Source organism: Ectobacillus sp. (genome assembly GCF_056992975.1).
In genome coordinates this window covers 1-11397 of sequence record NZ_JBXKMX010000094.1, presented here as the reverse complement: position 1 = coordinate 11397, position 11397 = coordinate 1, and the positions used below count along the sequence as shown (strand labels likewise).

Annotated in this window: 10 protein-coding genes; 3 read left to right on the top strand and 7 right to left on the bottom strand. The window is 38.2% G+C overall.

Annotation, left to right across the window (positions count from 1 at the left end):
- Nucleotides 1–80: 80 nt before the first annotated feature.
- The 3 genes from AC11ZT_RS04660 to AC11ZT_RS04650 form a co-directional block, all read right to left on the bottom strand.
- Complete coding sequence (locus AC11ZT_RS04660) at nucleotides 81–290, bottom strand: spore germination protein GerPB (protein ID WP_484058490.1); 210 nt, start codon at nucleotides 288–290, stop codon at nucleotides 81–83.
- Between the two features lie 13 nt (nucleotides 291–303).
- A complete protein-coding gene (locus AC11ZT_RS04655) occupies nucleotides 304–525 on the bottom strand; it encodes a spore germination protein (RefSeq protein WP_484058489.1) in 222 nt (73 codons plus the stop codon).
- Nucleotides 526–699: 174 nt separating this feature from the next.
- Entirely contained in the window at nucleotides 700–912 is a 213-nt protein-coding gene (locus AC11ZT_RS04650) for an aspartyl-phosphate phosphatase Spo0E family protein (RefSeq protein WP_484058488.1), read from the bottom strand.
- A 241-nt stretch (nucleotides 913–1153) separates the two neighbouring features.
- On the opposite strand from AC11ZT_RS04650, the gene AC11ZT_RS04645 reads away from it, so the two are divergent.
- The gene (locus tag AC11ZT_RS04645; protein WP_484058487.1) at nucleotides 1154–2053 is read left to right on the top strand and encodes a fumarylacetoacetate hydrolase family protein; all 900 of its coding nucleotides are present in this window, start codon (nucleotides 1154–1156) and stop codon (nucleotides 2051–2053) included.
- Between the two features lie 69 nt (nucleotides 2054–2122).
- Here the strand turns inward: AC11ZT_RS04645 and AC11ZT_RS04640 are convergent, their stop codons facing one another.
- Nucleotides 2123–2677 (bottom strand): DUF2777 family protein, encoded by a 555-nt coding sequence (locus tag AC11ZT_RS04640; RefSeq protein WP_484058486.1) that lies wholly within the window; start codon nucleotides 2675–2677, stop codon nucleotides 2123–2125.
- Between the two features lie 189 nt (nucleotides 2678–2866).
- Between AC11ZT_RS04640 and asnB the strand changes: the two genes are divergently transcribed.
- Complete coding sequence (gene asnB / locus AC11ZT_RS04635) at nucleotides 2867–4714, top strand: asparagine synthase (glutamine-hydrolyzing) (protein ID WP_484058485.1); 1848 nt, start codon at nucleotides 2867–2869, stop codon at nucleotides 4712–4714.
- Between the two features lie 252 nt (nucleotides 4715–4966).
- On the opposite strand, the gene AC11ZT_RS04630 is transcribed toward asnB, so the two are convergent.
- From AC11ZT_RS04630 to AC11ZT_RS04620, 3 genes are all read right to left on the bottom strand, one after another.
- Nucleotides 4967–5329: a P-II family nitrogen regulator gene (locus AC11ZT_RS04630; protein WP_484058484.1), complete on the bottom strand. Its 363-nt coding sequence runs from the start codon at nucleotides 5327–5329 to the stop codon at nucleotides 4967–4969.
- A 21-nt stretch (nucleotides 5330–5350) separates the two neighbouring features.
- Entirely contained in the window at nucleotides 5351–6583 is a 1233-nt protein-coding gene (locus AC11ZT_RS04625) for an ammonium transporter (RefSeq protein WP_484058483.1), read from the bottom strand.
- Nucleotides 6584–6984: 401 nt separating this feature from the next.
- Nucleotides 6985–8730, bottom strand: a complete 1746-nt coding sequence (locus AC11ZT_RS04620) for a glycoside hydrolase family 13 protein (RefSeq protein WP_484058482.1) — start codon at nucleotides 8728–8730, stop codon at nucleotides 6985–6987.
- Nucleotides 8731–9187: 457 nt separating this feature from the next.
- Between AC11ZT_RS04620 and AC11ZT_RS04615 the strand changes: the two genes are divergently transcribed.
- The coding region (locus AC11ZT_RS04615; RefSeq protein ID WP_484058481.1) for a glycoside hydrolase family 65 protein at nucleotides 9188–11397 on the top strand (2210 nt) is incomplete at its 3' end.

Genomic DNA, 11397 nt, shown 5'->3' with positions numbered 1-11397 from the left:
TGTTGTACTAGGGCTTGCTGAAGCTGTGTGGTAAAAGTAACCCAATCTGGATTCATAATCTTCCCTCCTCTCAAAGGAACCTACTTGGCAGAATCATCTGAAGAGGCAATGGTAATAATTTGTCCCTTTGCTTGTAATGGACGAGCAGGTTCTGTAAATCCACCAGTATTGGAAAATTTCGAAAGTGCTTTAATCGTTCCTGTGCTCCCAATTTGAAATACAGAGGAAGTAGTAATGCTTCCTACCCGAAGATTATGAATAACAATGCTTTGCTGAACATATAGATTCACGATCATCTCCTCCTTAGTACGTAAAGGTAATGGGTTGATCATTATAATCAGGATCGTTTACATTCGTTTCATTTTGATAATTATAGACGGATATTGTTTCTCCTACATTAAAGGATCCCGAACCGGCTATCGTTTTGGCGTAGGAAATAGGACGAATGATAAAAACATCGCCAATATGAAATATTCCGCTCGATCCTATATTTACAATATTTACATTTCCTACAATTGCTGGCATCGTCTAGCATCCTTCATCAAAAAAGTTTCGTATATGTAATTGTATGGGTAAGAGCCTGGGAATGTGTATAAAACTTTCGAAAACGAAAAAAAAGGTGACGAGACACTGGTAAAAAATTACCATTGTTCCGTCACCTTTTATAAAAGGAGTCATAAATTTCGAGAAAAAAGTTGATTATCCTTTGTATTCTATATAATCAGTTGCTTTAAGGGAAAGACTTTTCTTCTGTTTATAGTTGTTGTTGGCTTCTAACTGTTCTAGTAATACTCTATTTAAGAGCTTGTCTAATTCTTGGCTACAGCTAATCGTAACTTCAGCTGTTATCCCATACTGATTAACCAAGTTTTTCATCATTTCTCTTTTTTCTTCAATCGCTTGTTGTAGCATATCCTTGGCTCCATCTCTTTGTAATAATAAAGAGCAATTACATCTGTCACTTTCATTATAATCTATTATACAAGTTTATTTCCAAAAGAAAACAGTTTCGCTAAAAGAGTATAGAATTCTACAAATTTTAGCAATATAATAATTTGTTTGAAATAAGAGAAGGAGCTTTTGCCGAAATAAGCAGGATTTTGTTTGTTCCCGTTCGAACTACATAAAGTAGAAAGATAATAGGAGTGATTTAATGAATTTTGTAACTGCGAAGAAAGAAGAAATGGTATTTGTAGGGGTTGTGGATGAAACATTAACGAAGGTGCTTCATTTGCAAGAAGCACAGCAAGCATTGATGGGCAAGGTAAGCATTCCGGATACGATGATTGAGTGTATCGAAGCGGGAGAAGACTTCCTTGAGCAAGCAAAAGAAATTGTACGTATGGCAAATGAAAAACAGCCTATTGGTCAGTATCAACTAGAAGAAGTAACGCTGCTAGCTCCAATTCCGTATCCACGGAAAAATATTATGTGCGTTGGGAAAAATTATAGAGAGCATGCAATTGAAATGGGCGGCATTGATGATATTCCGGAGCATCCTTTATTTTTTACCAAAGCGCCTACTACTGTAATTGGGCATCGAAATTATATTGCTAGTCATACAGCCGTCACAAATCAGGTTGATTATGAAGGAGAGCTAGCCATCGTTATTGGAAAACGTGGAACTGCTATTTCTATTGAGGAGGCATATTCTTATATCTTTGGCTATACCATTATAAATGATGTAAGTTCACGTGATTTGCAAAGTCGACATAAACAATACTTTCTAGGGAAAAGCTTAGATACATTTTGTCCTATGGGGCCTGTTATTGTAGATCGTTCCTGTATTGAAAATCCACAAAGTTTAACAATTGAAACAAAGGTGAACGGAGAAATTCGTCAATCGTCTCATACATCGAAAATGATGTTTGATATTCCCACGATTCTATCTGTCTTAAGTAAGGGAATGACACTTGAACCAGGAGATATTATTACAACTGGGACGCCGAATGGTGTGGGGATGGGCTTTCAACCACCGCGGTATTTAAAAGCAGGCGATGTAATTGAAATCACAATAGAAAAAATTGGAACACTAATAAATGAAGTGAAATAACGGCTCTCTTACATGGAATATTAGCTTGGCTTATGTAAAGAACGAACTGTCAGTTTGTCAGTTCGTTCTTTACATATTTTTTTGTGTTCTTGTTTCGCCATCGGCACGAGTGAATGTAAATGTATCCTTTTCTATTTTTCTTTCCCGTACATACTGATGTTGTACCGAGCAAACGAGATCGCCGTTGTCGTATACAATAAAGTTAACTCCTTGTTTGAGGTGAAAGTTACTTTGGAAGTGTAAGCTATTATGACAGAAAATTGAATCATATACGGAATAGCCTAGTTCTTGTAGCGTGCTTGCAAATGTATAGAAGGATGGATCTGATAACTCCGTTAGCCATACTTCGTAGGAATACTGTAGTTTTTTAGGAACACGAAGTATATCTTTGTTTTGTAGATGATGCAATGTGTGCTCTATTTTTATCATATCATTTTCATACAAATAGGCTGGTACCCAATGTTGCTTGTGTAGTATTTCGAATCCATCTTGAACAATATCTGATACTAAGCTAGCTTCTTCACTTTCTTCATCAAAGAAAATCCATTCTGTATTAATATGTTCGATACTTCCTATTGTATAGGCGCGTTGTTGATTACGCATGATGTGATAGCGATTTAACATACTATCTCCTCCCTTCGTAGTATTGGTATCGACAAGTTTCCAAGTATTTATAACGACATAGGCACGTTTTTACTTTTAGGGCATACAATGAAACCAACTTGCAAGGTTAGTAAGCAGCGCTTTGTTCGATTGAAACGAACACCCCAACGTATCTTTATAAATATGAAGATTTTAGAAAGGATGAGGGGTATGTGTGGAATAACCGGTTGGGTTGAATATGCACGTACAGTTAAGGATGAGCAGGAAACAATTATGAAAATGATGAATGCACTTTCGAAGCGTGGACCGGATGATTCGAATGTATATTCATCCACGCACGCCATATTTGGTCATAAACGATTAGTTGTTGTCGACCCAGAGGGCGGAAAGCAGCCTATGACAAGAGGAAAGGATCATCTTTATACGATTTGCTATAATGGAGAGCTATATAACACAGAGGACATTCGTAGTGAATTGCTGCAAAGAGGCTATACATTTCAAGGACATTCGGATACAGAAGTATTGCTATTCTCTTATATGGAATGGAAGGAAACGTGTGTCGATCATTTAAATGGTATTTTCGCGTTTGCGGTGTGGGATAGTGAAAAGGAACAAGTATTTCTTGCGCGGGATAGGCTTGGGGTAAAACCGTTGTTTTATAAGCAGGATGGAAACAGATTGTTATTTGGCTCGGAGATTAAATCTATTTTGGTTCATCCAGCTGTACATGCAGAAGTAACGTATGAAGGACTAGCGGAGGTACTTGGGTTAGGTCCGTCTCGCTCGCCGGGACATGGTGTATTTCATGGGATTGATGAGCTTCGTCCTGGTCATGCGTTGACGTTTTCTACGAATGGCTTACGGAAGTGGCGTTACTGGAATGTAGTAAGTCGTAAGCATACCGATACGTTTGAAGAAACGGTGCAAAAGGTTCGTTATTTACTAGAAGATGCTATTACAAGACAGCTCGTATCTGACGTGCCTCTGTGTACATTTCTCTCTGGCGGGGTTGATTCGAGTGCTATTACAGCATTTGCTGCCGAAGCCTATGCGCGTGAGGGGAAAGATTCCCTTCATACGTATTCGATAGATTATGAAGGAAATGATATGTATTTTAAATCAAATTCCTTTCAGCCAAATGCTGATGGGTATTGGATTGAACTTATGACAGAGCGCTTTCGTACGAACCATCACCGCTGCACGATTTCGAATGAAGAACTGGCAGCTTATTTAACAGAAGCAGTAATAGTCCGTGACTTACCAGGTATGGCTGATGTAGATTCATCTTTATTATGGTTTTGCCGAGAAATAAAAGAGAAATTTGTTGTAGGTTTATCAGGAGAATGTGCAGATGAAATATTTGGTGGCTATCCATGGTTTCATAAGCAAACTGACTTGGAGGCAAACTCCTTTCCATGGATGCGTTCCACAGAAGCACGTGAAACGTTGTTACGCTCTGATTGGAGAAAGAAGCTGAACTTGCGTGACTATGTGCAGCAACGTTACGAAGAAACGGTGAAGGAAACTCCTAGGCTAGATGGAGAAACACCGCTTGAAGCAAAGAGACGTCAATTATTCTATTTAAATATGGTTTGGTTTATGACGACACTTCTTGATCGGAAGGATCGCATGAGTATGGGGGCAAGTTTAGAAGTACGTGTTCCTTTTGCCGATCATAGGTTAGTCGAATATGTATGGAACGTACCTTGGGAGATGAAAATGCACGACGGAAGAGAAAAGGGATTATTACGAAAGGCACTTGAAGGGGTATTACCTGATGAAGTGCTATATCGTAAGAAAAGCCCGTATCCAAAGACGCATAATCCATACTATACAAAAGCAGTAGTTGCTTGGTTAAAGGAAATTCTTTTGAAAAAGAGCAGTATGCTACATGAATTATTTGATTCGAAGCAGCTGCAGAATCTCATTGATTCAGAAGGAACTGCCTTTTCGACGCCTTGGTTTGGGCAACTTATGACAGGTCCACAACTGCTTGCACATCTAGCGCAGATCGATGTATGGTTTACGCATTACAATATTTCAATTAAAGAATCATAATTTAAAAGAAATATAAGGATGGTAAAAAAGTTTTTTCTTTTTTACCATTTTTTTTTGGGAAATAGGATAGTCCAGATGAATTCGTAGTTTTGTAAAAGCAACTGATAGGAGTTGGCGTTCGATTCAATCCTGATTCCCACAATTTTGTATAGTAAAGAATAGTGCTGGATTGTTAATTCTACTTGGAAAGGGGAGTAGGAGAAAAAACAAAAGGAGCTGTATACACAGCTCCTTTCTAGAAAACAAGTAATCTTATTTTTCGTCTTGCAGAGCGTCGCAACCTTCTTCGCCAGTGCGAATTTTAATTGCGTTACTAAGCTCAGAGATGAAGATTTTGCCGTCTCCAGGTTTTCCAGTGTTTAAGACGCGTTTTGCTGTATCGACAACGTCTTTTACTGGTACCTTGCAAACAACAATCTCAATTTTTAAACGTTCATGCATTGTAATTTCACGTTGTACACCGCGATACACTTCTGTGAATCCCTTTTGTAAGCCGCAGCCAAGAACGTGGCTTACTGTAATACCACTAACACCAATTTTCGCTAATTCTTGTTTAAATTCCTCGAATTTAGTTGGACGTGTAATAATCTCAATTTTAGTAATTGTTTCACTCATCGTATATCACCCTCTTCTTAATTATATACTTTCGTGATAAGCTTTTTCTCCGTGGATGGAGATGTCAAGACCAAGAGATTCTTCTTCTTCACTAGCACGAACCGGAGTGAAGAGGCTAATCACTTTAATGATAACAAATGTTCCGATTGCTGCGAAAGCATAAGAAGCTAGAATGGCAATTAGTTGCTTGCCTAGTAAAGATGCATCTCCATAGAATAAGCCGTTTGCACCTGCATCGTTGATTGTTTTTGTAGCAAATAATCCAGTTGCAATACCGCCCCAAGTTCCGCCGATACCGTGAACACCAAATGCGTCTAATGCGTCATCATAACCTAATTTCTTCTTCAAGAAGGATACGCCGAAGAAGCAAATGATACCGCCGCCTAAACCAATTACGATAGAAGCCATTGGTGTAACGAACCCGCAAGCTGGTGTAATTGCAACAAGTCCAGCGATAATACCACTTACTGCACCAAGTATGGTAGGTTTCTTCGTAAGAATCCATTCGCAAGCAACCCAAGCGATTCCTGCTACAGCTGCTGCTGTATTTGTATTAATAAAAGCTGTTAATGCAACTGCATTGAAGGAAAGCGCGCTACCAACGTTGAATCCATACCAACCGAACCAAAGTAAGGCTGCACCAAGAACAGTAGTAGGAAGATTGTGAGGTGTGATTGTATTTAAATCTTTACGTTTTCCGAGTACAAGTGCAAGAACTAAACCAGATACCCCAGATGAAATATGAACGACGTTACCACCAGCAAAGTCAAGTGCACCTAAGTTTCTAAGCCAACCGCCTACACCCCATACCCAGTGAGCAAGAGGGTCATAAACAAGTGTTGACCAAAGGAAAATGAATGCTAGGAAAGGGCCAAATTTCATACGTTCCGCAAATGCTCCGGAAATTAGAGCTGGAGTTAAAATTGCAAACATTAATTGGAAGAGCATGAACAAACCATGAGGGATTGTTGCACTATAATCAGCATTAGGATCAAAGCCAACGCCAGTTAAGCCAGCGAAATTAAATCCTCCGATTATTCCATTCCAATCTGTACCAAATGCGAATGAGTATCCAAATAGTATCCATTGTACTGAAACGATTGCCAATGCTGAATAACTGTGCATCGTTGTACTCAATACATTTTTACTTCTTACCATGCCACCGTAGAAAAGTGCGAGTCCAGGTGTCATAAGCATGACAATGATTGCTGATACGAACATAAAGACTGTGTCGCTACCGTTTAGACCTTGCATGTTGAATCCTCCATTTCATCACTAAAATTTTTAAATTGATACATGAGTTCTTAAAGCTGGCATCTCCTTGTGTTAGTTTTTCTAACACTTTATGTTATATTTAGTATCATAGTGGCTATTTGAGATTTTGGCAAGAATAAATAAACAAAAAAGTGTAAATTTTTTATTAATAGAGAGTGTTTTATAATGAAACCGTATTCAAATGTTAGGAAATATGACATATAAAAGTAGATAAAGATTTGGAATTGAAATGGAAAGCTTTTGTTATGAATATAAGAATATGGAAATGATTCAAGCTGATAAGTATGGGGAAAAAAGACGTTAGGAGTGTCTTACATATTCGAAGTCAAAAGTAGGAATAAAAAACGAGATTCGCAGTAATGAATCTCGTTTTTTATTTTTCAGCATTCCCAAATCGCTAGACCGTTTGCTGCTAATATTATGTTTGCATTGTCTATATACGTTACCGATTTACCGGTATATAAATAGTTCTTACTGATATATGCAGCCGGTACTGTCACGTTTAATGCTGTTTGAGCATTGTTGAAGGCAAATACGATTGTTTGATCTTCGTAAGTTTTTTTGTACATGACAAGAGATCCACTCGCCTCGATAAACTCCAATGTCCCTTTATTACCAAAGGCTGGGATTGTTTTGCGCATGGAAAGGAGGGAGGAAATGAATGTAAACATGTCTAAATCTTGCTCTTTTGCGTCCCATTTCATGCATTCTCGGCATCCTGGATCCATTTTCCCTGTCATCCCAATTTCATCTCCGTAGTATATGCACGGTGCACCGGAAGAGGAAAGAAGAAAGGCAAATAGCTGCTTTGCTACGTTTTTATTATTTTTACATACTGTCAAAATTCGTGGTGTATCGTGACTTCCAAGCAAATTGAAAATGACTTCTGTTGCATTAGATGGATACATCAACATGGCATCATTCGTTTTGTTTGCAAAATCTTCTGCTGTAATCGAATGCTTTGCTAAATATTCAATAGCAGCGTTCGTATACGGGTAGTTCATTACGGCATCGAATTGATCCCCTTGCAGCCAAGGCATGCTGTCGTGCCATATTTCACCAAGGATATATACATCTGGATTGATCGCTTTCACTTCTTTACGGAATGCTCGCCAAAAGTCATGACTGACTTCATTGGCTACATCTAATCGCCAGCCGTCAATATTAAACTCACGAACCCAGTAACGGCCAACCTCTAGCAAATATTCGCGGACCGCAGGATGCGCGGTGTTCAGCTTTGGCATTTCATTTACGAATCCAAACGTATCATAGTTTGGAATGGGTTCTGTCTGCAGCGGAAATTCACGAATATAAAACCATTCCTTATACGGAGAATGTTCTCCATTTTTTAATACGTCTTGGAACGGAGGAAAATAGAAGCCGCTATGGTTAAAGACAGCGTCGAGCATAACCTTTATTCCATTTTCATGACATATATCTACAAGCCGCTTGAAAGTATCTTTATTGCCGAATTGTTGATCAATTTCCATATAGTCAATCGTATCGTATTTATGATTGGAATAGGCTTTAAAGATTGGTGTGAAATAAACACCTGTAATACCTAATTTTACAAGATAATCAATATGTTGAATGATACCTTCAAAATCTCCTCCAAAGAAATTAGTCGGAGTTGGTTCGGCGCTTCCCCATGGAAGGGTACGTTTAGGATTGATAGAAGCGTCACCATTTGCGAAGCGTTCTGGGAATATTTGATACCAGACGGTGTCTTTTACCCAAGAAGGAGCTTGAAAGACGTCTTCTGGATTGATATATGGAAAGCAAAAATAAGGAGCTACATCATCTGTTATGGGATTATCATAAAATCCTTTTTCGGTATAAACCGTTGTTTCCTTTTCATCTTTCAGTTGAAAAGCATAGCGGAGCCTATGAAAATTTGGCGTAATGGCAATGAACCAATAATCATAAAGCTCTGTCGTTGCAAGTTTTTTCATACGTGATGTTTCATACTGCCAACAGGAATCTTTCCAAGTATAGGGGTCACCATAGAGTAGAGTAACCTCAACTACATCATTCTTTTTTGTGCGTAACCGAAGATGGAGTGTACTCTTGTTGTAAGCATATGCAAAATTATTTTTGGGACGGTGGTATATAGCTTCTTTTTGCATAGTATATTCCTCCCAATTCAGCTGATTTTATAACTCATTCAATAGGCATACTATTATTCGTTTAAACCAAGAGTAGTATCCAAAAGATACAAAGTCAATTAAAATCCATTTTGTTATTTTTGTATAATAAATACTTATTTTTAATAGATGGGATTATAAAAGATAAACGAAGAAAAGATATAGGTTGGATTCTTGGAAATATTGGATTTATTTTGCATGAGCTCTGCAGTAATAGTCCTATTTTGTTTAATTGTGAGAAAGTTAAATTTTATCTAACAATTATCAAGTTTTGACTTTCTTAATGGTATATAATTAAAAATCATGAATAGTTGATCATTAATATTCTATAGGAATTGAAAATATTACGTACAATGACAATGATAACTATGTAGCGGGCCGCGAAGTGACTGAGTATTTAATTTCTGCGTTAATTCCAATATGAAAAGGTGAGAACCGTATGAAACGATTATTTGATGTAGCTCCTTGGAACATTATTGAGAATAAGCTAAATAAAGAAGAATTTCGACTTGCTGAGAGTATGACTAGTATTGGAAACGGTCATATGGGGATGCGCGGAAACTTTGAAGAAACCTATTCTGGTGATTCTCATCGTGGTTCCTATGTAGCGGGCGTTTGGTTTCCGGATAAAACACGTGTTGGCTGGTGGAAAAACGGTTATCCAGATTATTTTGGAAAAGTAATTAATGCAATTAATTTTATCGGCATTCGCGTATTTGCTAATGGGGAAGAAATTGATTTATATAAGGTAGATGTGGTAGAGTATCATCGCAATTTGGATATGCAGCATGGTCTACTTTCTCGCTCATTTATAGTCGATCAAGAAGGAAAGAAAACAGAATTTGAAGTTGTTCGTTTCTTGTCCGTTTCTGATGCAGAACTTGCTGTTATTTCCTATTCTGCTACACCTCTAAATTATGATGGTACGATTACGTTTGTGCCATATCTTGACGGCGATGTACGAAATGAAGATTCAAATTATGAAGAAGATTTTTGGGTGGAAGTAAGTAAGGATGTTCGGCCTTATGAAGGATCGCTCGTGATGCGTACAAAGGATAATCCATTTGGAACACCTACCTTTGAAGTAGCGGCTTCTATGAAGATTTCAGTAGAGGGAAATGTGAAAGCAGTTGGAACTCTAAGTAAGGATGAATATATCGAGAATTGCATTGATATAGAAGGAAAGAGCGGCGAGCGTAGTACTCTCTATAAATATATAGCTATAACAACGAACCGGGACTATGACCGAACACATCTTGTTCATCAAGGGAATGAAGTGCTGCAGCGTAACATGGACAAAGGGTATGCTATGATATTGGAAGAACATAAAAATGGCTGGCTTTCACGTTGGCGTATGGCCGATGTTGAAATACAAGGGGATGAAGAGGCGCAGCAAGGGATTCGATTTAATTTATTTCAGTTATTTTCCACGTACTACGGGGAGGATGCACGACTAAACATCGGGCCAAAGGGATTTACAGGTGAGAAATATGGTGGCGCTACTTATTGGGATACGGAAGCGTATGCCTTACCCTTATACTTAGGAACAGCAGAGCCCGAAGTTGCTCGTAATCTAGCAATTTATCGTTATAATCAGTTGCCACAAGCGTACGTGAATGCAAGGAAGCAAGGACTTGCAGGTGCATTGTATCCGATGGTAACCTTTACGGGCATTGAATGTCATAATGAATGGGAAATTACATTTGAAGAAATCCATCGTAATGGTGCGATTGCTTATGGCATATATAATTACGTAAACTATACAGGGGATAAGTTGTATTTAAAGGAATATGGTATCGATGTACTGATAGGGATATCTCGCTTTTGGGCAGATCGTGTTCATTATAATAAAAAGAAACAAGTATATATGATTCACGGGGTAACTGGTCCAAATGAGTATGAAAACAATAGTAACAACAACTGGTATACAAATACGATAGCAGCATGGACCTTGCAGTATACACTACAAGTGGTAGATTATCTGCAACAAAGTGGCGGTGAAGAACGTCTGAAAGATCTTGCTATCACAAAAGAAGAAAAAACGAAATGGAATCATATTGTAAATCATATGTATTATCCATATGACGAAGAGCTAGGAGTATTTGTACAGCATGATACGTTTTTAGATAAGGATTTGCGTACGGTTGACACGCTTTCTTTAGAAGAGCGGCCGCTTAATCAAAACTGGTCTTGGGATAAAGTACTGCGTAGCTGCTTTATTAAACAAGCAGATGTACTGCAAGGAATCTATTTCTTTAATGATCGATATACAATAGAAGAGAAGCGTCGTAATTTTGAATTTTATGAGCCGATGACGGTTCATGAGTCCAGTTTGTCCCCATGTGTTCATTCCATTCTTGCTGCAGAGTTAGGTATGGAAGAAAAGGCATATGAAATGTACAACCGAACAGCGCGTCTTGATTTAGATAATTATAACAATGATACTGAGGATGGATTGCATATTACGAGTATGACGGGCTCATGGCTTGCTATTGTGCAAGGATTCGCAGGGATGAGAACGGATCATGAATCTATTTCTTTTGCACCGTTTATTCCATCTGCGTGGGATAGTTACTCGTTTTGTATTGTGTACCGTAGACATCGAATAAAAGTGACCGTAACGAAGGAAATTGTAGTACTTACGCAGGA

Bases quoted from the DNA above. Each gene is read 5' to 3' on its own strand.
- AC11ZT_RS04650 (WP_484058488.1), bottom strand. From the start codon at position 912: ATGCTACAACAAGCGATTGAAGAAAAAAGAGAAATGATGAAAAACTTG.
- AC11ZT_RS04630 (WP_484058484.1), bottom strand. From the start codon at position 5,329: ATGAGTGAAACAATTACTAAAATTGAGATTATTACACGTCCAACTAAA.
- asnB (WP_484058485.1), top strand. From the start codon at position 2,867: ATGTGTGGAATAACCGGTTGGGTTGAATATGCACGTACAGTTAAGGAT.
- AC11ZT_RS04620 (WP_484058482.1), bottom strand. From the start codon at position 8,730: ATGCAAAAAGAAGCTATATACCACCGTCCCAAAAATAATTTTGCATAT.
- AC11ZT_RS04640 (WP_484058486.1), bottom strand. From the start codon at position 2,677: ATGTTAAATCGCTATCACATCATGCGTAATCAACAACGCGCCTATACA.
- AC11ZT_RS04655 (WP_484058489.1), bottom strand. From the start codon at position 525: ATGCCAGCAATTGTAGGAAATGTAAATATTGTAAATATAGGATCGAGC.
- AC11ZT_RS04645 (WP_484058487.1), top strand. From the start codon at position 1,154: ATGAATTTTGTAACTGCGAAGAAAGAAGAAATGGTATTTGTAGGGGTT.
- AC11ZT_RS04625 (WP_484058483.1), bottom strand. From the start codon at position 6,583: ATGCAAGGTCTAAACGGTAGCGACACAGTCTTTATGTTCGTATCAGCA.